Here is a 26308-nt window from a genome sequence, read left to right on the forward strand (position 1 = left end):
CCCCCCCCCCCCCACACCCCCCCCCCCCCCCCCCCCCCGGCCCCCCCCCCCCCCGGGGGGGCCCCCCGGGGGGGGGGGGGGGGGGGCCCCCCGCCCCCCCCCCCGCCCCCGGTCGCGCATTTGACTCCACAGTCAACCGCGAGGAAGCCAACCCATGACCGTGCACTCCCAGGGAGCGACGACCAGCGCTCCACAGGACGCACCACGCAAGTCCGCCGGACGGCCGCAGGTATCCGCCACCCGGACCGGCCCCAGTGATACGTCTCCTCGCGGGGGCAGAAAGTCGCTCCCCTCGGGGTGGTTGCCCTACCTGCTGGTCGGGCCCGCGGTGCTCAGCCTCGCGACCCTCCTGCTGTACCCGCTGATCAAGAACGTGATCCTGTCCTTCCAGGACATCAACAAGATCGAGTTCATCCAGCGGAAGTACCCGTTCGCGGGGTTCGCCAACTACACCGAACTGCTGGCCGACTCCCGGTTCTGGACCGTCGTCGTCCGCAGCTTCGCCTTCACCGCCGCCAACGTCGCGCTGATCATGGTGCTCGGCAGCCTCATCGGCATCCTGCTCAACCGGCTCGGCAAGAAGATGCGCCTGGTCCTGTCGATGGCGCTCGTGATGGCCTGGGCCATGCCGATCGTCGCCTCCGTACAGGTCTTCCGCTGGCTGTTCGACGAGCAGTTCGGCGTCATGAACTGGGTGATGCGCACCGCCGGCTTCTCCGGCTACGAGCAGCACAACTGGATGGAGACCGGCCTCTCCACCCTCGTGATCGTCACGATCCTGGTGGTCTGGGGCTCCATCCCCTTCGTCGCCCTCAACATGTACGCCGGCCTCACCACCGTCGGCGCCGAGCTGTACGAGGCCGCCCGCATGGACGGCGCCAACGGCTGGCAGACCTTCTGGAAGATCGTCTTCCCGAACCTCAAGCCCTTCTTCCTCATCACCACGTTCCTCGAGGTGATCTGGGTCTTCAAGGCCTTCACCCAGGTCTACGCGATGAACAAGGGCGGCCCCGACCGCGCCTCCGAGATCCTCCCGGTCTTCGCCTACGTCGAGGGCCAGAGCCAGGCCCACTACGGCCTCGCCGCCGCGATCTCCGTCCTGACGATCCTGATCCTCGTGATCGTCATGTCCTTCTACTTCCGCCTGATCCTGAAGCAGGAGGAGGAGCAGTGAGCACGACCTCCGCCCCCAAGCCCGCGCAGCAGCTGCGCACCCGCCGGCCGCTGCGCCCCGGGACCGTCGCCAAGAACCTCGGCGCGCTCCTGCTGGCCGCCGTCTTCGTCTTCCCGGTCTACTGGATGTTCTCCTCGGCCCTCAAGCCGTCGAGCCAGATCCTCACCAAGGACCCCGTCTTCGTCTTCACCCCGACGCTGGACAACTTCACCAAGGCCACCGGGGTCACCAACTTCTGGACGTACGTCACCAACAGCGTCCTGGTCACCGCCGGCGCCGTCGTCCTGGCCCTGCTCGTCGCCCTCGCCGCGAGCTTCGCCATCGCCCGCATGAAGTTCAAGGGCCGCAAGGGCCTCGTCCTCACCGTGATGATGGCCCAGATGGCCCCCTGGGAGGTCATGGTCATCGCGATGTACATGATCGCCCGCGACGGCGAGATGCTGAACAGCCTCCCGCTCCTCACCGCGATCTACTTCGTGATGATCCTCCCCTTCACCATCTGGACCCTGCGCGGCTTCATCGCCGCCGTCCCGGTGACCCTGGAGGAGGCCGCCCAGATCGACGGCTGCACCCGCGGCCAGGCCTTCCGCAAGGTGATCTTCCCCCTGCTGGCCCCCGGCCTGATGTCCACCTCGCTCTTCGGCTTCATCACCGCCTGGAACGAGTTCGCGATGGTCCTGATCCTGAACAAGGACAAGACCGCGCAGACCCTCCCGCTGTGGCTGACCGAGTTCATGACCGCCTTCGGCAACGACTGGGGCGCCACCATGGCCGCGTCCTCGCTCTTCGCGGTCCCGGTCCTGCTGATCTTCATCTTCCTCCAGCGCAAGGCCGTCGGCGGCATGACCGCCGGCGCCGTGAAGGGATAACGGCACGATGACTGTCCTTGCGCACCGCCCCGATACGGTGACCCGCGACGCCCTCGCGGTCCTCCAGCCCGGCTTCGAGGGCACCACCGCCCCCGCCTGGCTGCTGCGCCAGGTCCACGAAGGCCTCACCGCCGTCGGCCTGTTCGGCCGCAACATCGCCTCGGCCGAGCAGCTCGCCGCGCTCACCGCGCAGCTCCGTACCGAACGCGACGACGTCCTGGTCGCCATCGACGAGGAAGGCGGCGACGTCACCCGCCTGGAGGTCCGGGGCGGTTCCTCCTTCCCCGGCAACCTGGCCCTCGGCGCCGTCGACGACACCGCCCTCACCCGCGACGTCGCCCGCGAGCTGGGCCGCCGCCTCGCCGTATGCGGGGTCAACCTCAACTGGGCCCCGTCCGCCGACGTCAACTCCAACCCGGGCAACCCGGTCATCGGCGTACGGTCCTTCGGCGCCGACACCCACCTCACCGCCCGGCACACCGCCGCCTACGTCGAGGGCCTCCAGGCCGCCGGCGTCGCCGCGTGCACCAAGCACTTCCCGGGCCACGGGGACACCAACGTCGACTCGCACCACGCACTGCCGCGCATCGACGTCGACCTGGAGACCCTCCAGGCCCGCGAACTCGTCCCCTTCAAGGCGGCCATCGCGGCCGGCACCAAGGCCGTGATGAGCGCGCACATCCTCGTGCCCTCCCTCGACCCGACCCGCCCGGCCACCCTCAGCCCGCAGATCCTGACCGGTCTGCTGCGCAAGGAGCTCGGCTACGAGGGCCTGATCGTCACCGACGGCATGGAAATGAACGCCATCGCGGGGACGTACGGCATCGAGCGCGGCTCGGTGCTGGCCATCGCGGCCGGCGCCGACGCCATCTGCGTCGGCGGTGGTCTCGCCGACGAGGAGACCGTGCTCCGGCTGCGCGACGCGCTGGTCGCGGCCGTACGCGAGGGCACGCTCCCGGAGGAGCGCCTCGCCGACGCCGCCGCCCGGGTCCGCGCGCTCGCCGAGTGGGCCCTCCAGGCCCGACCGGACGCGCGGCCGGAGGGGAGCCGCGCGTCCGGCATCGGCCTGACCGCCGCCCGCCGAGCCGTCGCCGTCACCGGTTCGGCGCGGCCGCTCTCCGCCCCGTACGTCGCCACCCTCGCGCCCGTCGCCAACATCGCGGTGGGGGACGAGACCCCGTGGGGCGTGGCCGCGGAGCTGGCCTCGCTGGTCCCGGGCACGGAGGCGGGCCTCTACCCGGAGGGCGCCTCGGCCGCGGACGTCCTCGCGGCGGCGGGATCCCGGACGGTCGTCGCGGTGGTCCGCGACGAGCACCGGCACCCGTGGATGACGGCGGCCGTGGACGCGCTGGTCGCGGCGCGGCCGGACACGGTGGTCGTCGAGATGGGCGTCCCGCAGGCCGATCCGCGGGGTGCCCTGTACATCGCCACGCACGGCGCCTCCCGCGTCTGCGGCCGCGCCGCCGCGGAGGTCATCGCCGGGGCGTAGTCGCTGAGCCTCCGGGTGCGGCGCCGTTGCGGGGGCGCTGCCCCCGAGCCCCCGCGCCTCAAACGCCGGCGGGGCTGGATGTGGCGCAGCCCGGGGCTGCTTGCGCGGCGGCGGCGCACAGGTACGGCGAAGGGCCGGACCCCCGAGGAGGGGGGTCCGGCCCTTCGGCGTCGGGGGCGCGGAGGCTACAGGCCCTGCCAGGCCGGCTTGTTGGCGTACGTGTGGCGGAAGTAGTCCGCCAGCTTCAGCTTCGAGGCGGCCGCCTCGTCCACCACGACCGTGGCGTGCCGGTGCATCTGCAGTGCGGAGGCCGGGACGAGGGCGGACAGCGGCCCCTCGACCGTCTGCGCGACGGCCTCGGCCTTGCCCTCGCCCGTGGCCAGGAGCACCAGGTGGCGGGCGTCGAGGATGGTGCCGATGCCCTGGGTGATGACGTGGTGCGGCACCTGGTCTATGTCGTTGTCGAAGAAGCGCGCGTTGTCGACGCGGGTCTGCTCCGTCAGCGTCTTGATACGGGTGCGGGAGGCCAGGGAGGAGCACGGCTCGTTGAAGCCGATGTGGCCGTCCGTGCCGATGCCCAGCAGCTGGAGGTCGACGCCGCCGGCCTCGGCGAGCGCGCGGTCGTAGGCCTCGCAGGCGCCGAGGATGTCCTCGGCCGAGCCGTCGGGGCCCATGAAGGAGGCCTCGGACAGGCCGAGCGGCTCGACGACCTCCCGGAGCACCACGGCCCGGTAGGACTCGGGGTGTCCGGCCGGCAGGCCGACGTACTCGTCGAGCTGGCAGATACGGGCCTTGGAGGCGTCGACCTCCCCCGCCTTCACCTTGGCGGCCAGGGCCTCGTAGATGGGCAGCGGGGTAGAGCCGGTCGCCACGCCGAGCAGGGCGTCGGGCTTGCGGCGGACCAGTGCGGCCATGGCCTCCGCGATGAGCTCGCCGCCTGCCTTGGCGTTCGGGACGATGACAACTTCCACGCGGGGCCTGCCGATCTGGAGAGGTGGTGTGGTATAGACCAATCTAGCAGAATCGGGCCCCCGGCGCCCCGGTTCCGCACACCGTTCCATGGTGGTCCGCACGCACGCGCCCGGCCTCTCGGGCAGGCCGGGCCCCGCGTCAGATCAGCGCCAGCTGCAGGCCTCCCGTGGCGTCCAGGTGCTGGCCGGTCATCCAGCGGGAGTCCGCGGAGGCCAGGAAGGCCACCACGTCCGCGACCTCCTCCGCCGTGCCGACCCGGTGGAAGACCGAGCGGGAGGCCAGGTGGGCCCGGGTCCCGGGGTCCGCGAGCAGGCCCGCGTTCAGGTCGGTGTCGATGATGCCGGGGGCGACCGAGTTCACGGTGATCCCGCGCGGGGCGAGCTCGGCGGCCAGCGACCGGGTCAGCGCGTTCGCGGCGCCCTTCGCCATCGACGTGGCCAGGATGGCCGGCAGGGAGAGTTCCGGGGTGCCGGTCACGTTCACGATCCGGCCCCCGTCCCGCAGTCGCCGCAGCCCGTGCTTGATCACGAAGAACGGCGCCTTGGCGTTGAGCGCGTGCGTCCGGTCGTACGCCTCCTCGTCGGTGTCCGCGATGCCGGCGAAGAGGGCCCCGCCCGCGTTGTTGACCAGGATGTCGACCTGTTCGGTGTGCGCCGGGTGGGCCTCGTACGCCGCCCAGAGGGCCTGCGCGTCGCCCGGGACCCCGAGCTCGGCCCGGATCGCGAAAGCCGCTCCGCCGGCCGCCTCGATCGCGGCCACCGTCTCCTTCGCCGCCTGCCCGTCGCGGCCGTAGTGCACCGCGACCAGCGCCCCGTCCCGCGCCAGCCGCTCCGCGACGGCCCGTCCGATGCCCCGGCTACCGCCCGTGACCAGTGCCGTCTTCCCCTTGAGCACGCCCATGACGCGCCCCCCTTCAGAAATCAATAGTGGTCGCTACAGAAAGGACCGTATCAGATTCCCTAGCGGCCGCTATAGAATGTGCCCATGGTGACCGGACAGCGCGGCAGGCCCCGCTCCTTCGACCGTGACGCCGCTCTGCACAAGGCGATGTTCGCCTTCTGGGAGCGCGGCTACGAGGCGACGTCCATCTCCGACCTGACCACGAGCCTGGGCATCAGCGCGCCCAGCCTCTACGCGGCCTTCGGTGACAAGCGCAAGCTCTTCGACGAGGTCGTGGTGGTCTACGGCGGCCGCTACGCGGACTTCGCGGCCGTGGCGCTGGCCGAGGAGCCCACGGCCCGCGCGGCCGTGGGGCGCATCCTGCACGAGGCCGCCGAGGTCTACACCGACCCCGGCCACCCGCCTGGCTGCATGGTGATCAGCGCCGCCATCAACACCACCTCGGAGGAGGTGGCCGAGGCCCTGCGCGAGCGGCGCAACGCCAACCTGACATTGTTCGAGAGCCGGATCCGGGCGGACATGGCCACCGGCGTCCTGCCCGCCGACACGGACGCGCGGGCGCTGGCCCGGTATGCCGGCGCGGTGCTGCAGGGGATGTCCCAGCAGTCGCGCGACGGCGCGACGCGGGAGGAGCTGGAGGCGGTCGCGTCCCGGGCGCTGCTGGCCTGGCCCGCGTAGATCCGCAAGATTTCCTCTGGGCCACGGTGCCTGACGGGACCCTCAACCCGTCCGGCACCGTAGCCCGGAGTACTTACGGCCGACGGGTGTGCGGTTCCCGCGGCCGGTGGGAGGTGCCGGCGCAGTCAGGGCAGAGTGCGCGGCTTACCTCGATCCGTCCTCCTGTGCGGGGAGGGCGGAAGCTTCAGTCAATTGTGGACTAGACCATTCTGTTCTGTCCATCCAACGACAGGGTGCGAAAACCCGTCGGTTCCTCCAACAGTACGCGGCCTCGGGGCCTCTTGTGTACTCCTGGGTATTCCCGTGGGGAAAGTCATGGCGCGTACCCGGGGTACGCTCGCAACGTGCCCTCCATGAACGACCTCGTACGCCAGCACACCGCTCTCAGTGAAACCGACCTGGAGTGGCTCCACCTGCTGGTCTCGGAGTGGCAGCTGCTCTCCGACCTGTCCTTCGCCGACCTCGTGCTGTGGGTGCCCACCCTCGACGGCACCCGGTACGTCTCGGTCGCCCAGATGCGCCCGAACACCGGCCCCACCTCGTACCAGGACGACATGGTCGGCCACCTCGTGCCGCGCGGCCGGCGCCCGCTGCTCGACGCCGCCCTCGACGAGGGCCGGATCGTGCGCGAGGGTGACCCCGAGTGGCGCGAGGAGGTGCCGGTCCGCGTCGAGTCGATCCCCGTCCGCCGCGAGGGCCGGGTCCTGGGCGTGATCGCCCGCAACACCAACCTGCTCACTGTGCGTACACCGAGCCGGCTGGAGCTGACCTACCTCCAGTCGGCCTCCGACCTGGCCCAGATGATCGCCGCGGGCGCCTTCCCGTTCCCCGGCCAGCAGGTCGACATGGACGCCTCCCCGCGCGTCGGCGACGGCCTGATCCGGCTCGACGCCGACGGCGTGGTCACCTACGCCTCCCCGAACGCGCTCTCCGCCTACCACCGGCTCGGCCTCGCCTCCGACCTGGTCGGCCAGGACCTGGGCGCCACCACCGCCGAGCTCGCGCCCTCCCGCGGCCCGGTGGACGAGGCCCTGGTCAAGCTCGCCAGCGGCTGGGCCCCGAGGGAGACCGAGGTCGAGGGCAACGGCGGGGTCATCCAGCTGCGCGCCATCCCGCTCAAGCCCAAGGGGACCCGGATCGGCTCCCTGGTGCTCTGCCGCGACGTCACCGAACTGCGGCGTCGCGAACGCGAACTGATCACCAAGGACGCGACCATCCGGGAGATCCACCACCGGGTGAAGAACAACCTCCAGACCGTGGCCGCCCTGCTGCGGCTCCAGTCCCGCCGCATGGATTCGCCGCAGGGCCGTGAGGCGCTCAACGAGGCCGTGCGCCGAGTCGGTTCGATCGCGATCGTGCACGAGACGCTGTCTCAGAACCTGGATGAGCGCGTCGAGTTCGACGAGATCGCCGACCGCGTGATCGCGATGGTCTCGGAGATCTCCCCGGGGAAGGTCGACTGCCGGCGCACCGGCCGGTTCGGCATCCTGGACGCCGAGGTCGCCACCCCGCTGTCGATGGTGCTGACCGAGATCCTGCAGAACGCCCTGGAGCACGCCTTCACCGAGGGGCAGCGGGGCGCCGTGGAGGTCGCCGCGGTCCGCTCCGGCACCGGCCGCGCGGACGGGCGGCTGCTGATCACTGTGGTCGACGACGGCAAGGGACTGCCCGAGGGGTTCGACCCCCAGCGGGCCGGCAATCTCGGACTGCAGATCGTACGGACCCTCGTGGAGGGCGAGCTCGGCGGCACCTTCGACATGGTCCGGGCGGAGCCGCGCGGCACCAAGGTCGTCCTCGACATCCCGTCGAGCCCGCAGAAGTAGCCTCACTCAGCGTGACGGCCCGGTGGCCGGACCGCACCCCGAACAGCACTGAGCCCCGGACCGAAGGTTCTCGGTCCGGGGCTCAAGAGCACGTTGCTGAGCGCTTATTCGGTTACTACGCGCTGCGCGTCGAGGCTCGAAAGTCGTTGTCAGGCGCTGGCGTTGCGCGCCCGGTTGCGAGCGGCGCGGCGCTTCATGGCGCGGCGCTCGTCCTCGCTGAGACCGCCCCAGACACCGGAGTCCTGACCGGACTCGAGCGCCCACTGCAGGCACTGCTCCATGACGGGGCAACGGCGGCAGACGGCCTTGGCTTCCTCGATCTGCAGCAGCGCAGGACCGGTGTTGCCGATGGGGAAGAAGAGTTCCGGGTCTTCCTCGCGGCAAACGGCGTTGTGACGCCAGTCCATGGCTGCTCCATCTCCTTGTATTGCGGGCAGGTTGCTTGTGAATGTGAACGCTTTCACGAATCCCTTCGTGAGGGAAGGGTGACCGCCCAGTTTCCCGGGGGAGGTCGGTGATTCGTGGAGGGGTTCTGGCGTTCTTCGTGGGTGCCGGGTTCTGCGGGCTGTCCCGATCGCCATGTAGAGATTCGCAAACCTCGGACGGGGATACAACCCCTTCCGGAAAGTTTTTTTTGATTCGTCGGTGTCTACTAGGTCACAGCCCTACATCGTGAGGGTGGACCGGCGTGTAAACGTTCGAGTGAAAGGACTTTCGCCCCTTCCACTCACACAATCACACGCAGTGCACGGCGTACGCCTGTGAACCGAACGCTGGTGCGCAGACCGAGGTGGTCACCGTCCATCTGGAAGGGAAGTGGCACCTTCGAATGCAAGGTGAAGTCGGTCAGATCGTGCAGAGACACCGCGTGCTTGCCGTGCGGACCCCGCTCAGGAGTCGAGGTCAGGAGCTGTGTCGCGTACCGCGCGACCGCCGGAGTTGACAAACGGTCCAGCGCCAATACGTCAAGTGCGGTATCGAACGACGCCTCCGGTGAGGCGTACAGCGGCCGATTGCCCAGGTATGTCCAGGGCGAGGTGTTGCAGACTATCGACAGCACCAGATCCGTCACCGGATCCGCGCCGGGACGCTCCAGCGTCACCGTGCCGTGCCGCCGGTTCGGCTCCTCCCAGAACTGTCGTACGAGCTGTCGTACGTACAGGGCGTGCGTCGAACGCTTGCCGCGCTCGCGCTGCTGCTCGACCCGCCCCACCACACCCGCGTCGAAACCGAAGCCCGCGCAGAAGGTGAACCAGCGCGCCGGAACCGACTCGTCCTCCGTACCCGGGGTGCCGGCCGCCAGCCCCAGCCCCACCGTCCGCTCGCGCCGCTCCCGCAGCGCGTCCAGCAGGGCCCCGGTCGCCTCGACCGAGTCGTTGGGCAGCCCGAGCGCGCGGGCGAAGACATTGGTGGAACCACCGGGAACCACCGCCAGCCGCGGCAGCCGATCCGGATCGGGGCCGTTGTGCAGCAGCCCGTTGACGACCTCGTTGACGGTGCCGTCCCCGCCCAGGGCGACGACGAGATCCAGCCCCTCGTGCGCGGCCTTGCGGCCCAGGTCCCGGGCGTGCCCCCGGTACTCGGTGGTCACCGCCTCCAGCTTCATCTCGCTGGCCAGGGCGTGGGTCAGGACGTCGCGCGTGCGCGCACTGGTGGTCGTCGCTGCTGGGTTGGCCACGAGAAGTGCACGCATGAGCGCCAGACTACCCAGCCCGTCCATGAGCTACGACCGCCGACCCTACTGCCCGTCCCCTCCCGGCCCGGGGCGCGCGGCTACCCTGCTGGGGTGAGCAATAAGCAGCCCCCGCACGCCGTCACCCCCGCCGCCACCGAGACCGCAGCGCTGCCCGGCCGGCTGACCGCCGCCGCGGCGCTCACCGCCCTGGAGGGCCTGGCGCTGGCCGGCCTCGGCGTCTACATGCTGTTCGTGGGCATCGCAGGTGACCCCGACTCCCCGCAGCAGGCCGAGACCGGCGGGGTCACCCTGCTCGTGCTCGCCGCGCTGCCGCTGATCGCGGCCCGCGGGCTGCGCCTGGGCCGCCGCTGGAGCCGCGGCCCGGCGCTGATCACCCAGCTGATGGCGCTGCCGGTGGCCTGGACCCTCTACACCACGGGCGGCGCGATGATCGCCGCCGCCGCGGCGCTGGCCGTGGCCGCGGTGGCCGTCGTGGCACTCCTGGTGAACCCGACGGCGACCGAGGCGCTGGGCATCGGCCCCCGCGAAGAGGCCCGATAACCCGTTCCTCCGCTCCTGTACTCCTCTACTCCTCGACGAGGAGCTTGTCGCGGAGCTGGGCCAGGGTGCGGGCCAGCAGGCGCGAGACGTGCATCTGGGAGATGCCGACCTCCTGCGCGATCTGCGACTGGGTCATGTTGCCGAAGAACCGAAGCAACAGGATCCGCTTCTCCCGCGGCGGCAGCCCCTCCAGCAGCGGCTTGAGCGACTCGCGGTACTCGACGCCCTCCAGGGCCTCGTCCTCCGCGCCCAGGGTGTCCGCCACCGCCGGCGACTCGTCGTCGGTGTCCGGGACGTCCAGCGAGAGCGTGCTGTAGGCGTTGGCCGATTCCAGCCCCTCCAGCACCTCCTCCTCGGAGATCCCCAGCCGCTCGGCCAGCTCGTGCACCGTGGGAGAGCGGCCGTGCTGCTGGGACAGTTCCGCTGTGGCCGTCGTCAGCGAGAGCCGCAGCTCCTGAAGGCGCCGGGGCACCCGCACCGCCCAGCCCTTGTCACGGAAGTGGCGCTTGATCTCGCCGACCACCGTGGGCGTGGCGTACGTGGAGAACTCGACCCCGCGGTCCGGGTCGAACCGGTCCACCGACTTGATCAGGCCGATCGTCGCCACCTGTGTCAGGTCGTCGAGCGGCTCGCCGCGGTTGCGGAAGCGCCGTGCCAGGTGTTCGACCAGCGGCAGGTGCATCCGTACGAGGCGATTGCGCAGCTCCGCCCGCTCCGCCGAGCCCTCGGGCAGCGCCCGCAGCTCGATGAACAGGGCCCGCGCGCCGCTGCGGTCGCGCGGATCCGGCAGTCCCGCCGACACCGGGAACAGCGGCACCGCGGGGATCACCGGGAGATCGGAGACATCGGGGACGTCGGGCACCACCGGGGCCGTGGCAGCGGCCTCGGACGGCTGTGACGTCTCCGATGGCTGTGCTTGTTCGTGCTGGTTCTCGCTCATAGGGCCCGCCCGTCGCTCCGCCGAGTCCAAAAAGCCGTATTCCGCATCCGCGTCAGCCGGGTGCGGCCGGGCGTGCTGCTGCTCCGGGATGCCGCCGTCGACCTCGTGCCGTACCCGGGGCCGATCCCCGCCCCGCACCGGGATCTCCCCGCCGCTCACGCCGGGCCTGGTCCCGCGCCGCGCTGTTTGTAGAGGCTGATGCTCACCGTCCGGTTCTCCTCGACCGTGGCCTCGACCTTGCCGGCCAGCGCCGACAGCACCGTCCACGCGAAGGTATCGCGCTCCGGCGCGCGCCCGTCGGTGGTCGGCGCGGAAACCGTGACCTCCAGCGAATCCTCGATCAGACGGAAGACGCAGCTGAGGACGGAGCCGGGCACGGCCTGCTGGAGCAGGATCGCGCAGGCCTCGTCCACCGCGATGCGGAGGTCCTCGATCTCGTCGAGGGTGAAGTCCAAACGTGCGGCGAGGCCGGCCGTGGCCGTCCGCAGCACCGACAGGTAGGCACCCGCAGCGGGCAGCCGGACTTCCACGAAGTCCTGCGTCCCGGGCTCGCCTGCGATCTGGGACAACCCCTCACCTCCAAGGTGGTACGAGCTCTGTTCGCCGGTGACGCTACCGCGATCCGGGCGATCGTGTCGCGGCACCCCTGAAGGCGCCCGCTTGGGTGGCACCCCTTCCCACGGTCAGTGACTGATGGTAAGCCCATGGGTACGCACAGTGGCTAGAGGTCTGCGGGCCCAAATCAGGGGAACCGGCGGAGGGTTGACCTACCCCGCCTCAGACGATCGAACCGTCGACGAAACACCAGCGCCAGATCTCGCCCGGCTCGAAGCTCCGCATGACCGGATGGCCGGTCGCCCGGTGGTGCGCCGTGGCGTGCCGGTAGGGCGAGGAATCGCAGCAGGCGACGTACCCGCACCCCAGGCACATCCGCAGTTGCACCGGATGGCTGCCGAGCTCCAGACATTCGGGGCAGGTCTGGGCAGACGGGATGGGCTCGGGGCGCGGCAGTTCGGCAACGTGGGTGCACTCGCTCATGATGGCCAGCGTACGGCCAGGGTGCGGGCGCGCGACGGATGAGGATGGATCATCGATGGAGGTATTGCCGCTGGTGGCGTTGGTCGCGGCGAGCGCGGCCGTCGCGGGCGTGGCCCGCAGGACCCGGGTGCCGGCGCCGCTGCTGCTGGTCGCCGCCGGTCTGCTGGCGTCGTACGTTCCGGGCGTCCCCGCGTACGTCCTCGACCCGTACATCATTCTGCCGCTGCTGCTCCCGCCGCTGCTGCACACGGCCGCCGTGGACAGCTCGTACCTCGACCTGCGCGCGAACGTGCGGCCCGTCGCGCTGCTGTCCGTCGGGTACGTGCTCTTCGCGACGCTCGCCGTGGGGTACGTGGCGTACCTGGCGGTGCCGGGGCTGTCGCTGCCGGTGGCGCTGGTGCTGGGGGCGGTGGTCGCGCCGCCCGACGCGGTGGCGGCGACGGCGATCGCCCGCAAGCTGGGGCTGCCGAACCGGATGACGACCATCCTCCAGGGCGAGTCGCTGGTGAACGACGCCACGGCGATCACCGCCTTCAAGGTGGCGCTGGCGGCGGCGCTCGGGGTGGGCGCCAGCTGGGCGGACGGGGTCGTGGAGTTCCTGGTGGCCTCGGTGGGCGGGGTCGGCGTGGGCCTGCTGCTGATGGTGCCGATCCACCAGCTGCGCAAACGGCTGAGGGAGCCGCTGCTGCAGAACACGCTGTCGCTGCTGATCCCCTTCGTGGCGTACGCGGCGGCCGAGCGGGTGCACGCGTCGGGCGTGCTGGCGGTGGTCGTGGTCGCGCTGTACCTCGGGCACCGGAACTGGCAGGTCGACTTCGCCACGCGGCTCCAGGAGGAGGCCGTGTGGAAGATGATCGCCTTCGTCCTGGAGTCGGTGGTCTTCGCGCTGATCGGACTGCAGCTGCCGGTGGTCCTGAAGGGGCTGGGGGAGTACGAGGGCATGGCCGCGGCCTGGTACGCGAGCGTGGTGTTCCTCGCGGTGGTGGTGGCCCGGTACCTGTGGGTCTTCCCGGCGACCTTCGTGCCGCGGTGGGTGTCGGAGCGGATCCGCATGCGGGAGCCGGACACCGACTGGCGGGCGCCGGTGATCGTGGGGTGGGCGGGGATGCGGGGGGTGGTGTCGCTGGCGATCGCCTTCTCGGTGCCGATGTCCGTGCCGCACCGGAATCTCATTCTGTTCCTGACCTTCACGACGGTCATCGGGACGCTGGTGGTGCAGGGGCTGACGCTGCCGCCGCTGATCCGGATGCTGAAACTGCCGCCGAGGGATCTGCAGGCGGAGACGCTGGCGGAGGCGCAGGCGCAGAGCGAGGCCTCGCGGGCGGCGGAGGAGCGGCTGGCGGAGCTGCTGGAGGAGCCGGAGAACAGCACGCTGCCGCCGCCGCTGGCGGATCGGCTGCGGACGGTGCTGGAGCGGCGGCGGAACGCGGTGTGGGAGCGGCTGGGTGAGATCAATCCGGAGACGGGGGAGTCGGCGGACGACGTCTACCGGCGGCTGGCGCGGGAGATGATCGAGGCGGAGCGGGAGGTGTTCGTGTCGCTGCGGGACCTTCGGCGGATCGACGACGAAATGCTGCGGGGGCTGCTGCGGAGGCTGGACCTGGAGGAGGCGGCGGCGTACCGCGAGGAGACCGCCTGACCCTTCCCCTGGCGGGGGCTTCGCGGGGCCGGCCCCCTGGCCGGGGGCTCGGCCGGTCCCGTGACGGGGGCTTCGTGGGGGCCGGGCCGGTCCCGTGACGGGGGTTTCGCGGGGTCGGGGCGGTTTCCCTGGCGGGGTGCGTTGTGGGGGTTGGGGCCGGTCCTGTGACGGGGGTTTCGCGGGGTCGGGGTGGTTCCCCTGGCGGGGTGCTTTGTTGGGGCCGGTGCCGGGATGGGGTTTCGCGGGGGTCGGGGCCGGGGGTGGGGTGTCGTCCGGGACGGGCTTCGATGTTCGGCGCCTGTTCCGGGTCGGCTCTGTCGGGCGGGGCAGCGCGCCGAATTCATCTCGTTTTAGTCCCGGCCGACACCCCACCCCGTCCCCGACCCCGGGCAGGTGCATCGAGCCCCGCAGCACCAGCCAGCCCACCTGGCACCTTCGAGCCCCGGCGGGCAATCTCAGCCTCGCCGGCGTTTGAGGCGCGGGGGCCGGGGCAGAGCCCCGATCTTTGACCCGCGCCCAACTCAGCCCCGGCCGGGCATCATCCAGCCCCTCCGGCGTTTGAGGAGCGGGGTCCGGGGCGGAGCCCCGGGTCTTTCACGGGTGCGGGCGGGCTACGGGTGGCCCGTGATGACGGCCGTCAGGGTCGTGTTCGGGGGGAACGTTCCCGACGCGGTGAGGGCGGTCAGTGCGAACAGGAGCTTCGCCACGTAGACCCGTTCCACCGGGAGGCCGTGGCGGGACTCGAAGTCGGCGGCGAAGGAGTCCAGTTCCGCCGGGACGCGGGCGTAACCCCCGTGGTGGAAATCGTCCGCCAGGGTCCAGGATCCCGCCGGGCCGTCGAAGGCCTGGGACTGGAGGGAACGTATCTCCGCCTCCAAGAAGCCGCCCGCCAGCACCGGGACGCCCAGCGCCCGCTGGCCGGGGGCGAGTCCGGCCGCGAGGCCGGCGAGGGTGCCGCCCGTGCCGCAGGCGACCGCCGCCACATCGGTGAACCCGCGCAGCTCGCGCCCCAGTTCCGCACAGCCCGCCAGGGCCAACGCGTTGCTGCCCCCCTCCGGGACCACGTACGCGCCCCGGGCGTCGGCCCCGGCCAGCAGTCGCTCCAGCGTCGCCGGCTCCGCCTTGCGGCGGTAGTCCGCGCGGGAGACGAAGTGCAGCCGCATGCCGTCCGCCGCGCACCGGGCCAGGGAGTCGTTCAGCGGCCGCCCCGCCAGCTCGTCCCCGCGTACGACGCCGACCGTCCGCAGCCCGAGCAGCCGCCCGGCCGCGGCGGTGGCCCGCAGGTGGTTGGAGTACGCGCCGCCGAAGGTGACCAGGGTGTCGTGCCCCCGGGCGAGCGCCGCCCGGAGGTTCGGGGCGAGCTTGCGCCACTTGTTCCCCGGAATCACCGGGTGCACCAGATCATCCCGTTTCAGCAGCAGCCTTACGCCGTGCCGTGCGAACCGCTCGTCGTGGGCCTCCAGGAGGGGGGACGGCGGGCGCTGTTCGAGGAGGTCGGCGGGGTTCACCCGTCCATTGTCGCCGCCCGGTCCCGCCGGATGTGGTGTCCTGCTACGGTCGCGCCATGTCCATGACCATCTCCAAGGTCGAGATCGACCGGGTGACCGCCGAGTTCTTCGGAGCCTTCGACAATCGCGGCGGCAAGGCCGCCGACGTGGCCCGGATCCGTCGGCTGGTCCTTCCGGGTGGCGTGATTGTTCATGCGGGGCCGGAGGTGACCACCGTTTACACCGTGGAGGAGTTCGTCGGGCCGCGGGAGAGGCTGCTCGGCGGTGGGCGGTTGGTGGAGTTCTGCGAGTGGGAGACCTCCGAGCGGACCGAGATCGCGGACGGCATCGCTTCGCGGTTCGGCGAGTACCGCAAGTCCGGGATCCTGGACGGCGAGCCGTTCGAGGGTGCCGGGACCAAGACCATCCAGTTCGTCCGCACCCCGGAAGGCTGGCGGATCGCGGCCTTCGCCTGGTGTGACCGGTCCTGATCCCGGCGGGTTCGGCTACTTCAGGTGTTCGGCGACGCGTTCGCGCATCCAGTCCATCGTGAAGCCCTTGGGGTCGATCTTGCCGGGCTGCCATTCGAGGTGGCCGATCACCGAGCGTGAGGTCCAGCCGTGGACCCGGCAGACCGCGGCCGCCGCGCGGGCCATGGCGTCCAGTTGGACCGCCGGCCAGGGGTCCTCGCCGTCGCCGAGGTTCTCGCACTCGAAGCCGTAGAAGTGGCGGTTGCCGTCGGTGTCCGCCTCGTTGTCCGGCGGCAGCCGCTTCTCCGCGATCACCGCCGCCAGGACGTCGGAGTCGCCCGACCCCGCGTGGTTGGCGCGGCCGTAGCCGACCAGGTGGACGCGGCCGTCCTTGGTGATCACCCCGTGGCACAGGGGGCCCGGCAGATCGTCGTCGCCCTCGCGGCAGAGGTCGACGGTGAAGGCGGTGCCGTTGCTGACGGTGTGGTGGATCACCACTCCGTGCACCGGCCCCCAGGGGCCCTTGTGGTTGCGGTTGTGGGTGCGCCAGGCGCCGACCTCGACGACGGTCAGCCCCTCGGCGCGCAGGGCGTGGATGAAGCGGTCTGCGGACATGGGTGCGGCCATGGCCGCCTCCTTTACGGTACGTGCGCGGTTCGTCACGTTCCGGTGTAGTGGAGGCGACCCTTCCGCCGCTAGGGCGTGATCCGGACAGGGATCAGGCCGAAGCCAGCCACAGGTCCGGGCCGAACACCTCGTAGTGGATGTCGGCGGCCGGCACGCCCTTGGCCAGCAGCTGCTCGCGCACCGCCCGCATGAAGGGGAGCGGGCCGCACAGGTACGCCCTGGTGCCGGGCGCGACCGGGACGGCCGTCAGGTCGATGCGGCCTTCGCCGTCGCCGGGCTCGGCCTGCGACTCGTACCAGAACCGGGCCGAGGCGTCCGAGAGCTTGAGCGTCAGCGCCCGGTGGTCGCCGCGCAGCGGGTGGTCGGCGGGGGAGCGGTCGGCGTGCAGGACGGTGACCGGGGCGGTGTGCCCGGTGTCGGCCAGGTGCTCCAGCATCGAGAGCATCGGGGTGCAGCCGATGCCGGCCGAGGCGAGCAGGACCGGCGCGGCGGTGTCCTGGAGGACCAGGTCGCCGTACGGGGCCGAGACGCGCAGGGTGTCGCCGACGCGGACGTGGGCGTGCAGGTGGTTGGAGACCTCGCCGTCGGGGCCCGCGGCGGCCGGGCCGTGGACGCGCTTGACGGTGATCGCACGGACCGGGGAGCCGGGGGCGCTGGAGAGGCTGTACTGGCGGATCTGGCGGGCGCCGTCCGGGAGTTCGACCCGGACCGAGACGTACTGGCCGGGCTTGAAGCCGGGCGCGGGCGCGCCGTCCGTGGGGACGAGCCGGAAAGTGGTGCAGTCCGCCGTCTCCTCGACGCGGGCGGCGACCGTCCAGGTCCGCCAGACGTCGCCGGCGAGCACCTGCTGCTCGGCGTAGAGGCGTTCCTCGATGGTGATGAGGGCGTTCGCCATCAGCCAGTAGACCTCGTCCCAGGCCTCGGCGACCTCGGGGGTGACGGCCTCGCCGAGGATCTCGGCGATCGCCTCGAAGAGGTGCCGGTGGACGACCGGGTACTGCCCGCGGGTCACGCCGAGCGAGGCGTGCTTGTGGGCGATGCGATTCAGCATCACGTCGGGCCGGGTGTCCGGGTGCTCGACGAGGTGGGTCGCGAAGGCGGCTATGGAGCCGGCCAGGGCCTGCTTCTGCAGGCCCGCGTTCTGGTTGCCGCGGTTGAAGAGGTCGCGCAGGAGCTCCGGATGGGCCGCGAACAGCTTCCGGTAGAAGAGGTCCGTGATGTCGCCGATGGCCGCGCCGACGGCGGGCAGGGTGGCTCGTACGGTCTCGGTCGACGTCTTGGACAGCATGCGGAACTCCTCGCGTAATTGGCATCTGAGATGCGTATTTTTGGGTGACGGGAGGTCCGCCGCGGTGCGGACCTTTGTTCGATCTCTCCGTCGGTTCAGCCTGGGCGGGCCGGTGTACGGTGCGTATCGGCCATCCGGCCGGGCGGTCAGGGTCTTTCGGCCCCGGCCGGCGCCCCGCCCGAGATGCCCAGGAGCAGCGGCCCGGTCGGGGTCGCCACCAGGTCGTTCACCGTCAGCGGGTCGAGCGCGGAGAAGAAGGCCTCCTGGGCCCGGCGCAGCGCGCCGCGCAGGATGCAGGCGCTCTGCAGCGGGCAGGGAGTGCTGCCCTCGCAGTCCACGACATCGCCCGCGCCCTCCAGTTCGCGCACCACCCCGCCCACCGAGGCCGCCCGGCCCGCGGAGGTCAGGGCGAGCCCGCCGCCACGGCCGCGTCGCGCCTCGACCAGGCCCAGGTGCTGCAGCCTGGCGACCACCTTGGCGGTGTGGGTGTACGGAACCCGCATCGTCGCCGCGACGTCGCGGGTGGTCGGGAGGTCCGCCTCCGCGACGGCCAGGCGCATCAGGACGCGCAGGGCCAGGTCGGTGAATCGGGTCAGGCGCATGCCTTCACCGTAGAAAACTTGCATCCGTGTTGCAAATTAAACGAGGGTGCGATGGCTGAAAGAGGTGCGTCCGCAGGGGTCCGTGGGGGAGGAGTTGAACCCCAGACAGTGCCCCGCACCCGGACGCGGTAGTCCCACCCTTTTGTGTAATGGTCCCACCACGTTCCGTACTGGAAGGCTGCATCCCGCAGATCCATGGAGTGATCGAAAGGGAAAGACATGTCGGTCCAGGCGGGTTCCGAATCCGAGACCCGGACACAGCAGCGCAGTCTGGGGACATCGGCCGCGCGGAACTTGGCAACCACGACCAAGTCCGCGCCGCAGATGCAGGAGATCACCTCGCGGTGGCTCCTGAAGATGCTCCCGTGGGTCTCGGTGCAGGGCGGCACCTACCGCGTCAACCGCCGGCTGAGCTACTCCGTCGGCAACGGCATCGTGGAATTCATCAAGACCGGGACCCAGGTCCAGGTGATCCCCGCCGAGCTCGGTGAGCTCCCGCTCCTGCGCGACTACGAGGACCTCGACGTCCTCGGCGAACTCGCCCAGCGCTGCCGCCAGATCGACTTCGAGCCCGGCCAGGAGCTCACCTCCTTCGGCAACGCCTCCGACCAGGTCTTCCTGCTCGCCCACGGCCGCATCGACCACGTCGGCCCCGGCCCCTACGGCGAGGACGCCGTCCTGCGGACCGTCGCCGACGGCGCCTTCTTCGGCGAGGACTCCCTCGTCGACGAGGAGGCGATCTGGGAGTACACCGCCCGCGCCGCCACCGCGGGCACCGCGCTCGTCCTGACCCGCCAGGACTTCCAGCTGCTCGCCGACCGGGTCGACTCGCTGCGCGCACACGTCGACGCCGTACGGTCCCTGCCCGAACAGCGGACCAACAAGTACGGCGAGGCCGCCATCGAGCTCTCCGCCGGCCACCAGGGCGAAGCCGTGCTCCCCGGCACCTTCGTGGACTACGAGGCCCGCCCGCGCGAGTACGAACTCTCGATTGCACAAACGGTCCTGCGCGTCCACACCCGCGTCGCCGACCTGTACAACCACCCGATGAACCAGACCGAGCAGCAGTTGCGGCTCACGGTCGAGGCGCTGCGCGAGCGCCAGGAGCACGAGATGCTCAACAACCCCGATTTCGGCCTGCTCCACAACGCCGACTACGACCAGCGCATCCAGCCCCACGACGGCGCGCCCAGCCCCGACGACATGGACCAGCTGCTCAGCATGCGGCGCGGCTCCAAGCTCTTCCTCGCCCACCCCAAGGCCATCGCCGCCTTCGGCCGCGAGTGCAACAAGCGCGGCCTGTACCCGGAGTCCATCGAGATCGACGGCCACCGCGTGCCGTCCTGGCGCGGGGTGCCGATCTTCCCGTCCAACAAGATCCCGATCAGCGACGCGCGCACCACCTCCATCCTGTGCATGCGCACGGGCGAGGACGACCAGGGCGTGATCGGCCTGCACCAGCCGGGCATCCCCGACGAGATCGAGCCGAGCCTGTCGGTCCGCTTCATGGGGATCAGCGAGCAGGCGATCATCTCCTACCTGGTCACCGCCTACTTCTCCGCCGCCGTGCTGGTGCCGGACGCGCTCGGCGTGCTGGAGAACGTCGAGATCGGCCGTTGGCGCTGAACGCCGTAGCGACCGGCGAGGGCCAGGAGGCGGCGGCCCTCCTGGAACGGACGAGAGAAACGGTCAACCCGGAACTGCGCAGGACGGTCGAGAGCCTGCCCGGCTCGATGCGGCGCGTCGCGATGTACCACTTCGGCTGGGAGCGCGCCGACGGCACCCCGGCCGAGGGCAACGCCGGGAAGGCCATCCGGCCGGCCCTGGTCCTCGCGGCGGCCCAGGCCCTGCAAGGGCCGGGCGGGCACCCGGACGAGGCCGTACGCGCGGCGGCGGCCGTGGAACTGGCGCACAACTTCACGCTGCTGCACGACGACGTCATCGACAAGGACGTCCGGCGGCGCGGCCGCGCCACCGCCTGGACCGTCTTCGGGATACCGGACGCGATCATCACGGGCGACGCGATGATGGCGCTCGCGCTGGCGCTGCTCGCCGAGGATCCCCACCCGGCCTCGGCGGCGGCCTCCGCCCGGCTCTCGGCCTGCGTCATCGAGCTGTGCGCCGGCCAGCAGGCGGACTGTGCCTTCGAGCGGCGCCCCGACGTCTCCTTGGACGAGTGCCTGACCATGGCGACCGCCAAGACCGGGGCCCTGCTCGGCTGCGCGTGCGCCCTGGGCGCGCTGTACGCGGGGGCCGGGCCGGACGAGGTCGACGCCATGGACGCCTTCGGGCGGGAGGCCGGACTGGCCTTCCAGCTCATCGACGACCTGATCGGCATCTGGGGGGACCCGGGGCACACCGGCAAACCCGCCGGGGCCGATCTGATCGCCCGCAAGAAGTCCCTCCCGGTCGTGGCCGCCCTCACCTCGGGCACCGCGGCGGGGGAGGAGCTGGCCGCCCTGTACGCCGGTCCCATGACCGGGGACGACGTGCACAGGGCGGCCGACGCGGTCGACCGGGCCGGCGGGCGCGACTGGGCGCAGGCCCACGCCGCGGACCGGATGGGCCGGGCGGTGCAGCAGCTGTCCCGGGCCGTGCCGGACCTCGCGGCGGCGGGCGGGCTGCTGGCGCTCGCGGAGTTCGTGACGCGCCGTACGAGGTGACCCCGCGGCGGTGGGGCGCGCACGGCCTGTTCCGGCAACCGCATGGTGCCGGAACGGGCCTTTCTGCGTGTGGGGCCCAACTCTAGGATCGCTCAAGGTCGTTGACGATTGAGCGAGAGGTGTGGCCGGTGGCGCTGGAGATACGTCAGGCGGAGGAGTCGGACCGGGACGCGGTGGCGCGCCTCCTCGACGAGGCCTTCCACACCGACCCGGTGAGCAGCTGGGTCTTCCCGGACCCGGAGCACCGGGCCGCGGTGCACGGCAGGTTCCTGGGGGTCTTCGTGGACGTGGCGCTGGCCGAGGGCCGGATCGACTACGCGGCGGACGGCTCGGCGGCGGCGCTGTGGCTGCGGATCCCGGCCGGGGAGCCGGAGGGCGAGGACGAGATCCCGGCGAAGATGCGGGCCGTCGCCGACCCGGACAACGAGCGGTGCGAACTGGTCGGCCGGCTGACGGGCGCGGTCCACCCGACCGCGGAGGAGCACGAGTACCTGCTGATGATCGCGGTCGCCCCGGGCCGGCAGGGCGAGGGGCTGGGCACCGAGCTGATGCGCCCGGTGCTGGAGCGCTGCGACCGCGAGGGCCTGCCGGCGTACCTGGAGGCCAGCAGCGAGCGCAGCAAGGGGCTGTACGAGCGGCTGGGCTGGGAGTTCACGGGCGAGGTCGTGCGACTGCCGGAGGGTCCGCCGATGTGGCCGATGTGGCGCAAGCCGCGGGCGTGGGCGCCGAACGCTGTTGCGTAACCACTCCATCTGAAGTACTTTATGTGACGTGCCCCGGTGCGGTGGCACTGTCGAACGGAAGAGAATCGCTTGCGCAAGCTCACGTACTTCATCGCCACGTCGGTCGACGGCTTCATCGGGGCCCCGGACGGCGACGGCGAATTCTTCTACAGCTACCTCGACGCCGACTTCGTCGAATTCCTCAAGACCGAGTACCCGGAGACCGTCTCCGCCGCGGGCCGCGCCCACCTCGGGTTCGCGGACGCCGCGCCCCGGCGCTTCGACACGGTGATCATGGGGCGGGGCACCTACGAGCCGGGCCTCAAGCAGGGCATGACCAGCCCCTACGGCCACATGCGCGAGCAGTACGTCGTCTCGCGCTCCCTCACCACCCCGCCGGACCCGCAGGTGCGGCTCATCAGCGGGGACCTGGCGGCCCGGGTCCGCGAGCTCAAGGCCGAGGACGGGCTCGACATCTGGCTGTGCGGCGGCGCGGACCTGGCCACGCAGCTCATCGACGAGATCGACGAGTTCGTCGTCAAGACGTACCCGGTATTCGTCGGCACCGGCATGCCGATGTCGCGGGCCGGCTTCGGGGTGCGCCCCCTGGAGCTCACCGGGGCCAAGACCCTCGGCGGCGGCCAGCTCGTCACCACGTACGCCGTCAAGCGCTGACGCCCGCGCCGCCACAACGCGCGGAACCGGCCTACCGTAGAGGTATGGCCGGCGAACAGCGGGAACAGCACGCGCACGGGACGGTGGCCCCGAAGGCCGGGCACGCGCAGCAGACGTGCCCGGCCTGCGGGAGCCCCGTCGACACGGTGGTCAGACGGCGCAAGTCCCTGGGGATCTTCATTCCGGAGTGGGTTCCGGGTCCCTGTCGGAACCCGGAGTGTCCGCAATACGTTCCCCCGGAGGGTTAGCGGGTCAGCCCTTCGTCCCCATCCCGGAGGCGACGAGGCCGTTGGCCCACAGCTGGTTCACGCGCGCCCGCTCGGCGGAGTTCGGGGTGGCGTTCTGGCACGAGGTGCCCGGGCCGCCGCCCGACATCAGCTCGCTGCACGGGCCCGAGTAGTGGTCCGGCAGCCCGAGCACGTGGCCCGTCTCGTGCGCCGTCACCCGGGTGGAGTTGTACTGCTGGTTCTGCCGGTAGTCGAGGAAGATGTAGCCCCGGCCGTGGCCGTCCGTGCTCGCGTACGAACCGCGCGAGTCGTTGCCCTCGTAGTACGAGAAGTTCCCGCCCGAGGACACTTCCTGCAGCTTGACGTTGGACACCGAGCTGTTCCAGATCTGCGTGGAACGGGATATCTGGGTGCGGAAGCTCGGGGCGTTGCGGGTGTTGTAGGTGACCGTCACGGCCGCGGCGCCCGGGTTCGCGGCACGCTGCTCGGCGACCGAGCGCTGCACGGCCTCGAAGAACGCCTGGTTGGCGGCCTGGTTCTCCTGGGAGCGCTCGTACGCGGCATAGCTCGCGGCATTGCCGGCGGGGGCGGTGGCGGCGCTGGCGGTGGGGACGACGCCGCCGAGCGCGGCGGCCAGGCCGAGGCCGATCGAGGTGGCCAGAACGGCCTTACGGGAGTGGCGCATGTGGGGGAGCTCCTACTCGTCCGGTGCGGTGGGGGGTGGTGGTTCGGTACCGGAGTCTGAGGGAGCGCGGTGGCCCGGCGGATGATGTCACTGGCCGATAGCGCGGGCCTATTGGGAAGATTTCGACAGATCAACTGGTGTGAGAATGGCGGGATTCGGGGGGCTATCGGTGGCTGGTGCGGTCAGCCGGGCCCGGCCTACCCTCAGGGCATGGAGCTTGAGGTCAGGCACCTGCGCGCCCTGTGCGCCATCGCCGACGCCGGGAGCCTGCACAAGGCGGCCCGGCAACTCGGCGTGAGCCAGCCCTCCTTGACGACACAGCTGCGCCGCATCGAACGGGCCCTGGACGGCGAGCTGTTCCTGCGCGAACGCACCGGCTGCCGGCCCACCCCCTTCGGTCGTACGGTACTGGGCCGGGCCCGGCCGCTGCTCGCCGAGATGGCCGCGCTGGTGGCGGAGGCGCGGGCGCTGGCCAACGGTCCGCGGCTGAGAATCGGCTCCACGGCCAGCCGGGCCCTGCCGGGGTGGCTGCGGCGGCTGCACCGGCGGCTGCCGGACACCGAGACCTCGCTGGTGGTGGACGTTTCGGCCAACGCGCTGCTGCGGATGGTGGATTCGGGGCAGCTGGACGTGGCGTTCGTGCACGAGGTGGAGGGCAGCCCGCTGCGGGTTCCCGCGGGGCTGCAGCTGCACGTGCTGATGGAGCGGGAGCCGCAGTTCGTGTCCATGTCCCGGGACCATCCGGCCGCGGGCCAGGACATCGTCTCCTTACGGGACCTGGCCGCCGACCGGTGGATGGTGGACCCCTCGGTCGACGGCGAATGGGACGGCCTGCGGAGGGTCTTCGCGGGGGCCGGGCTGGATCCGCCGGTGCTGCACGCCGACTACCACACGGCGACCTCGCTGATCGTCTCCGGCGAGGCGGTCGCTCCCTGTCAGCCGACGTCCGGGCCGCGGGACGACATGGCGATCCGCCCGCTGTCGGGGGACCCGCTGGCCGTGCGGCTCCTGCTGGCGACGCGCCCGGGCGCCCACGCGGAGGTCTACACGGACCTCCGCGCGGCCTACCGCGAGGCGGCCTTGCGCACCCCGCCGTACCGAGCGTGGCTCCGCCACCACGCGAGCCCCTTGCTGGCCGCCTGACCTCGTCCGCCTCAATCGCCGGCGGGGCTGAATTGCCCGGCGGCTAGTGCCGGCTGCGGGCCCGGTCGTAGGCCAGGGAGAGGGCGCCGTGTGCCGTCAGGAGGGTGCCGGCCGCCAGCCAGCCGGGGCTGCGCCGCCGGGCGGCCCACAGCAGCAGCGGCGCGCCCGCCGACAGCTGGGCCGCGCCCAGCAGGCGGGCCCGGGGGCCGCGTACCCACGGGCCCAGCGGCCCCTCCTCCACCGCGTCCAGTTCCGCCCGCACCGCGTCCCGCCACCCCGACCACACCACCGCCTCCGCACCCGGCGCGACACGGGCCGCCTCCCGCAGCCGGTCGGCCGGTTCGCCCGGGCCCAGTCCGGCCGGCAGGGCCAGTCCGGCGCGGGCCAGCAGCGCGATCAGCCCGAGGACGCGGGCCTCGCCGTCCACCGCCGGGTCGGTGTCGGGGCGGGTGAGGCGCTCCAGTTCCTCCAGGTCCAGGACGGGATCCAGCCCCAGCCGCGCCGCCAGCATCCGCATCGCGTCCGGCTCGCCGACCGGCCGCCCGTCCCGCTCCCACTCGTAGGCGGCGGTCCGCCGGAACCCGCTCGCCAGGGCGAACCCGGTCCGCCCGCCCTCCCACCACAGGCTCAGCACGGGCCAGCTCGTCCCGAGCGCGATCGCCGAGCCCCACCCGGCCAGCACATCCGCCACGCCCTCCTCGCCGCCCTGCCACGGCTTGGTCTCCGGCACGAGCACGCTCCATTCGCCCGCCGGGGCCAGCAGCAGACGTACGCGCAACAGGTGCGCGGCGGGACGGGCGGCGAGGGGTTCGGCCCGGCAGAGCAGCAGTCCGCCGGCCTGGGGCTGGGAGATCGACATGCCCACACGCTAAGGCAAGTCTCCGCAAATCACCTCAAATGGCGGATCCCGGCCACGCGCTTGACTTCACCCGACCGCGATATATCGTGTTACTCAGAAGACGCGATATGTTGCGTGCGTCGTCCCATCCCGCCCGTGAACGCGCAAGGAGAGGAACAGCCCCATGGCCGAGCAGTCGTCACCGTCGACGTGGCACATCGCCGAACCGCAGAAGCTCACCTTCGAGGAGCCGCTGACCGAGCTCCGCGTCCGCGTCGTCAGCGGCACGGTGAACGTCGTGGCCGCCGAGGAGGGCCCGGCCCGCCTGGAGGTGACCGAGGTCGACGGACCGCCCCTGTACGTGGTGCAGGAGGGCGGCACCCTCACCGTCTCCTACGAGGACCTGCCCTGGAACGGCGCCCAGGGCTTCAGGAAGTGGTGGGAGGCCAAGCCGTGGAAGGCCTGGTCCGGCAGCTCGGGCTCCGGCCGCAAGGCCTGGGAGCGCAGCGCCGCCGTCACCCTCACCGTCCCCGCCGCCACCCGGGTCCAGCTGGCCGCCGTCGACGCCGTCTCCTTCGTCTCCGGCGTCTCCGGCGGCACCGACGTCAACGGCGTCTCCGGCGACGCCACGCTCGTCGGCCTGTCCGGCCGGGTCAAGGCGCACACCGTGTCCGGCAGCGTCGAGGCCCAGTCCGTCACCGGCGACCTCGGCTTCCACTCGGTCTCCGGTGGCCTGACCGTGGTCGACGGCGCGGGGGTGAGCGTACGGGCCGACTCCGTCAGCGGCGACATGCTCATCGACCTGGACCTCGACCCGGCCGCCCCGCGCCCCGTGGACATCGCCCTGAACTCCGTCTCCGGCCAGGTCGCCATCCGCCTCCCGCACCCCGCCGACGCCCGTGTGGAGGCCAACACCGCCACCGGCGGCGTCTCCAACGCCTTCGAGGACCTGCGGGTCTCCGGCCAGCTGGGCTCCAAGCGGATCACCGGGACCCTCGGCTCCGGTACGGGCACCCTGCGGGCCACCACGGTCTCCGGCTCGATCGCGCTGCTGCGCCGCCCGCAGGCCGACGCCGACACCCCCGCCGCCGCCCCGCTCGTGCTCGACAAGAAGGTGCTCTGA

The 26308-nt window shown here is 71.6% G+C and carries 27 protein-coding genes; 14 read left to right on the plus strand and 13 right to left on the minus strand.

Annotated features, from left to right (window positions below; translation table 11 throughout):
• Window positions 1–154: 154 nt before the first annotated feature.
• The 3 genes from ACGFYU_RS34605 to ACGFYU_RS34615 are packed head-to-tail and all read left to right on the plus strand — an operon-like array spanning window position 155 to window position 3532.
• Window positions 155–1174, plus strand: coding sequence for a carbohydrate ABC transporter permease (locus ACGFYU_RS34605; RefSeq protein WP_393831269.1), 1020 nt, complete (start codon window positions 155–157; stop codon window positions 1172–1174).
• The gene (locus tag ACGFYU_RS34610) at window positions 1171–2043 is read left to right on the plus strand and encodes a carbohydrate ABC transporter permease (RefSeq protein ID WP_393831270.1); all 873 of its coding nucleotides are present in this window, start codon (window positions 1171–1173) and stop codon (window positions 2041–2043) included. The genes ACGFYU_RS34605 and ACGFYU_RS34610 overlap by 4 nt, the downstream gene beginning before the upstream one ends.
• A gap of 7 nt (window positions 2044–2050) precedes the next feature.
• Window positions 2051–3532, plus strand: coding sequence for a glycoside hydrolase family 3 protein (locus ACGFYU_RS34615; RefSeq protein ID WP_393831271.1), 1482 nt, complete (start codon window positions 2051–2053; stop codon window positions 3530–3532).
• 185 nt (window positions 3533–3717) lie between these two features.
• Here the strand turns inward: ACGFYU_RS34615 and nagB are convergent, their stop codons facing one another.
• Both nagB and ACGFYU_RS34625 read right to left on the minus strand, forming a co-directional pair.
• A complete protein-coding gene (nagB, locus tag ACGFYU_RS34620; RefSeq protein WP_393831272.1) occupies window positions 3718–4503 on the minus strand; it encodes a glucosamine-6-phosphate deaminase in 786 nt (261 codons plus the stop codon).
• A gap of 139 nt (window positions 4504–4642) precedes the next feature.
• Window positions 4643–5404 carry an SDR family oxidoreductase gene (locus ACGFYU_RS34625; protein WP_393831273.1) on the minus strand — a complete coding sequence of 254 codons (762 nt, stop codon included), beginning with the start codon at window positions 5402–5404 and terminating at the stop codon, window positions 4643–4645.
• Window positions 5405–5488: 84 nt separating this feature from the next.
• On the opposite strand from ACGFYU_RS34625, the gene ACGFYU_RS34630 reads away from it, so the two are divergent.
• Together ACGFYU_RS34630 and ACGFYU_RS34635 are read left to right on the plus strand one after the other, a co-directional pair.
• Window positions 5489–6082, plus strand: coding sequence for a TetR/AcrR family transcriptional regulator (locus tag ACGFYU_RS34630; RefSeq protein ID WP_393831274.1), 594 nt, complete (start codon window positions 5489–5491; stop codon window positions 6080–6082).
• Between the two features lie 353 nt (window positions 6083–6435).
• Window positions 6436–7905, plus strand: coding sequence for a sensor histidine kinase (locus ACGFYU_RS34635; RefSeq protein ID WP_393831316.1), 1470 nt, complete (start codon window positions 6436–6438; stop codon window positions 7903–7905).
• 149 nt (window positions 7906–8054) lie between these two features.
• On the opposite strand, the gene ACGFYU_RS34640 is transcribed toward ACGFYU_RS34635, so the two are convergent.
• Window positions 8055–8312 (minus strand): WhiB family transcriptional regulator, encoded by a 258-nt coding sequence (locus tag ACGFYU_RS34640; protein WP_003953983.1) that lies wholly within the window; start codon window positions 8310–8312, stop codon window positions 8055–8057.
• A gap of 320 nt (window positions 8313–8632) precedes the next feature.
• The gene (locus ACGFYU_RS34645) at window positions 8633–9598 is read right to left on the minus strand and encodes a diacylglycerol/lipid kinase family protein (RefSeq protein ID WP_393831275.1); all 966 of its coding nucleotides are present in this window, start codon (window positions 9596–9598) and stop codon (window positions 8633–8635) included.
• A 93-nt stretch (window positions 9599–9691) separates the two neighbouring features.
• On the opposite strand from ACGFYU_RS34645, the gene ACGFYU_RS34650 reads away from it, so the two are divergent.
• Complete coding sequence (locus ACGFYU_RS34650; RefSeq protein WP_393831276.1) at window positions 9692–10141, plus strand: hypothetical protein; 450 nt, start codon at window positions 9692–9694, stop codon at window positions 10139–10141.
• 25 nt (window positions 10142–10166) lie between these two features.
• Here the strand turns inward: ACGFYU_RS34650 and ACGFYU_RS34655 are convergent, their stop codons facing one another.
• The 3 genes from ACGFYU_RS34655 to ACGFYU_RS34665 all read right to left on the minus strand — a co-directional run bounded on the left by ACGFYU_RS34655 (window position 10167) and on the right by ACGFYU_RS34665 (window position 12119).
• On the minus strand, window positions 10167–11240 hold the full coding sequence (locus ACGFYU_RS34655) for an RNA polymerase sigma factor SigF (RefSeq protein ID WP_393831277.1): 1074 nt from the start codon (window positions 11238–11240) through the stop codon (window positions 10167–10169).
• Complete coding sequence (locus tag ACGFYU_RS34660) at window positions 11237–11650, minus strand: anti-sigma regulatory factor (protein WP_215015185.1); 414 nt, start codon at window positions 11648–11650, stop codon at window positions 11237–11239. The genes ACGFYU_RS34655 and ACGFYU_RS34660 overlap by 4 nt, the downstream gene beginning before the upstream one ends.
• A 208-nt stretch (window positions 11651–11858) precedes the next feature.
• A complete protein-coding gene (locus ACGFYU_RS34665; RefSeq protein WP_393831278.1) occupies window positions 11859–12119 on the minus strand; it encodes a UBP-type zinc finger domain-containing protein in 261 nt (86 codons plus the stop codon).
• 55 nt (window positions 12120–12174) lie between these two features.
• Between ACGFYU_RS34665 and ACGFYU_RS34670 the strand changes: the two genes are divergently transcribed.
• Window positions 12175–13758 carry a Na+/H+ antiporter gene (locus ACGFYU_RS34670; protein WP_393831279.1) on the plus strand — a complete coding sequence of 528 codons (1584 nt, stop codon included), beginning with the start codon at window positions 12175–12177 and terminating at the stop codon, window positions 13756–13758.
• 611 nt (window positions 13759–14369) lie between these two features.
• On the opposite strand, the gene ACGFYU_RS34675 is transcribed toward ACGFYU_RS34670, so the two are convergent.
• A complete protein-coding gene (locus ACGFYU_RS34675) occupies window positions 14370–15266 on the minus strand; it encodes a 1-aminocyclopropane-1-carboxylate deaminase/D-cysteine desulfhydrase (RefSeq protein ID WP_393831280.1) in 897 nt (298 codons plus the stop codon).
• A 68-nt stretch (window positions 15267–15334) separates the two neighbouring features.
• On the opposite strand from ACGFYU_RS34675, the gene ACGFYU_RS34680 reads away from it, so the two are divergent.
• The gene (locus tag ACGFYU_RS34680; RefSeq protein ID WP_393831317.1) at window positions 15335–15736 is read left to right on the plus strand and encodes a DUF4440 domain-containing protein; all 402 of its coding nucleotides are present in this window, start codon (window positions 15335–15337) and stop codon (window positions 15734–15736) included.
• Window positions 15737–15751: 15 nt separating this feature from the next.
• Here ACGFYU_RS34680 and ACGFYU_RS34685 read toward each other — a convergent pair whose 3' ends face one another.
• The 3 genes from ACGFYU_RS34685 to ACGFYU_RS34695 form a co-directional block, all read right to left on the minus strand.
• A complete protein-coding gene (locus ACGFYU_RS34685) occupies window positions 15752–16342 on the minus strand; it encodes an N-acetylmuramoyl-L-alanine amidase (protein ID WP_393831281.1) in 591 nt (196 codons plus the stop codon).
• 91 nt (window positions 16343–16433) lie between these two features.
• Complete coding sequence (locus tag ACGFYU_RS34690) at window positions 16434–17630, minus strand: globin domain-containing protein (RefSeq protein WP_393831282.1); 1197 nt, start codon at window positions 17628–17630, stop codon at window positions 16434–16436.
• Window positions 17631–17776: 146 nt separating this feature from the next.
• Window positions 17777–18232: an RrF2 family transcriptional regulator gene (locus tag ACGFYU_RS34695; RefSeq protein WP_393831283.1), complete on the minus strand. Its 456-nt coding sequence runs from the start codon at window positions 18230–18232 to the stop codon at window positions 17777–17779.
• A 219-nt stretch (window positions 18233–18451) separates the two neighbouring features.
• On the opposite strand from ACGFYU_RS34695, the gene ACGFYU_RS34700 reads away from it, so the two are divergent.
• The 4 genes from ACGFYU_RS34700 (at window position 18452) to ACGFYU_RS34715 (ending at window position 22292) form a co-directional block, all read left to right on the plus strand.
• On the plus strand, window positions 18452–19858 hold the full coding sequence (locus ACGFYU_RS34700) for a family 2B encapsulin nanocompartment shell protein (RefSeq protein ID WP_393831284.1): 1407 nt from the start codon (window positions 18452–18454) through the stop codon (window positions 19856–19858).
• A complete protein-coding gene (locus ACGFYU_RS34705) occupies window positions 19849–20895 on the plus strand; it encodes a family 2 encapsulin nanocompartment cargo protein polyprenyl transferase (RefSeq protein ID WP_393831285.1) in 1047 nt (348 codons plus the stop codon). Before ACGFYU_RS34700 ends, ACGFYU_RS34705 begins: the two co-directional genes overlap by 10 nt.
• 128 nt (window positions 20896–21023) lie before the next feature.
• The gene (locus ACGFYU_RS34710; protein WP_393831318.1) at window positions 21024–21638 is read left to right on the plus strand and encodes a GNAT family N-acetyltransferase; all 615 of its coding nucleotides are present in this window, start codon (window positions 21024–21026) and stop codon (window positions 21636–21638) included.
• 69 nt (window positions 21639–21707) lie between these two features.
• Window positions 21708–22292, plus strand: coding sequence for a dihydrofolate reductase family protein (locus ACGFYU_RS34715; protein WP_393831286.1), 585 nt, complete (start codon window positions 21708–21710; stop codon window positions 22290–22292).
• A gap of 252 nt (window positions 22293–22544) precedes the next feature.
• On the opposite strand, the gene snpA is transcribed toward ACGFYU_RS34715, so the two are convergent.
• Window positions 22545–23204 carry a snapalysin gene (snpA, locus tag ACGFYU_RS34720; RefSeq protein WP_393831287.1) on the minus strand — a complete coding sequence of 220 codons (660 nt, stop codon included), beginning with the start codon at window positions 23202–23204 and terminating at the stop codon, window positions 22545–22547.
• Window positions 23205–23414: 210 nt separating this feature from the next.
• Between snpA and ACGFYU_RS34725 the strand changes: the two genes are divergently transcribed.
• Window positions 23415–24347 carry a LysR family transcriptional regulator gene (locus ACGFYU_RS34725; protein WP_393831288.1) on the plus strand — a complete coding sequence of 311 codons (933 nt, stop codon included), beginning with the start codon at window positions 23415–23417 and terminating at the stop codon, window positions 24345–24347.
• Window positions 24348–24390: 43 nt separating this feature from the next.
• Here ACGFYU_RS34725 and ACGFYU_RS34730 read toward each other — a convergent pair whose 3' ends face one another.
• Window positions 24391–25206: a hypothetical protein gene (locus ACGFYU_RS34730; protein ID WP_393831289.1), complete on the minus strand. Its 816-nt coding sequence runs from the start codon at window positions 25204–25206 to the stop codon at window positions 24391–24393.
• Window positions 25207–25369: 163 nt separating this feature from the next.
• Here ACGFYU_RS34730 and ACGFYU_RS34735 point away from each other — a divergent pair, with 163 nt between their 5' ends.
• On the plus strand, window positions 25370–26308 hold the full coding sequence (locus tag ACGFYU_RS34735; RefSeq protein ID WP_393831290.1) for a DUF4097 domain-containing protein: 939 nt from the start codon (window positions 25370–25372) through the stop codon (window positions 26306–26308).

The sequence above is a fragment of the Streptomyces sp. NPDC048337 genome, assembly GCF_043201175.1.
Taxonomy (GTDB): domain Bacteria; phylum Actinomycetota; class Actinomycetes; order Streptomycetales; family Streptomycetaceae; genus Streptomyces.